Genomic DNA, 735 nt, shown 5'->3' on the forward strand with positions numbered 1-735 from the left:
TTGTTGGCTTGGTCGACTCTGACTCTATCCATGACCTCACGACCGAACTTAGCGACAACATGGAATAAGTCGTAAACGATTTTTGCGTTCGGGCAATGCGCTTGAACTTCAAGGTCAAAAGCCGTATTCATGTCCATCGCGACCGCTTCGATATTATTGCCATGCTTGCCTAACAGCTCGAAGAACGGTCGTATGTCCTTGCGGCTACGGCCTAACCCTATCCAAATAACTTGGTGAGTCTTAGCGTCAGCGATGACCGTGGCATACCGATGTCCTTTAAAGATAGCGAACTCATCCATGACGAGTTGCCTTAGCCCCTCCCATTTCACTGACGGTACCACTTGGCGAAGTCGGCGTTTATCTATCTCTTTAATGGTGTGCCAATGTACGCTTGTTAACTGGGAGATATGCTTAATGGGAAGAAGAGGCAGTAGTTGTTCTATATAACTTTTTAGGCGCTTCGTGATGCGAGCATAAGGCTCTAGCCAAGATAGAGACTCTGTTTTTATGCCGCAGTCACGACACTTAATTCTTCGTGTTTGAACGGAAAGTTCAACAGGAACACCGAGCAACATGGCTTCTTTCACATGACGCCATTGATACTCATGGATAGCTTCGGCTTCAAGACCACAAAGGCACTTAGCCTCAGAGTTAGGTTTAAGAGTCAGGGTAATAAGTGATGCTGTCTGGTGAGACTTTACTATTTGAAAGCCTTCCCAGAATGAAGATAGGAAA

1 protein-coding gene is annotated in these 735 nt (G+C 46.0%); it reads right to left on the bottom strand.

What is annotated here, in order from left to right:
- Positions 1 to 735: ISL3 family transposase (locus AB4249_RS12840; RefSeq protein ID WP_372103508.1), on the bottom strand; the 735-nt coding region annotated here is incomplete at both ends.

Origin of the sequence: Vibrio sp. 10N.261.55.F4 (genome assembly GCF_041470465.1) — a bacterium.
Taxonomy (GTDB): Bacteria; Pseudomonadota; Gammaproteobacteria; order Enterobacterales; family Vibrionaceae; genus Vibrio; species Vibrio crassostreae_C.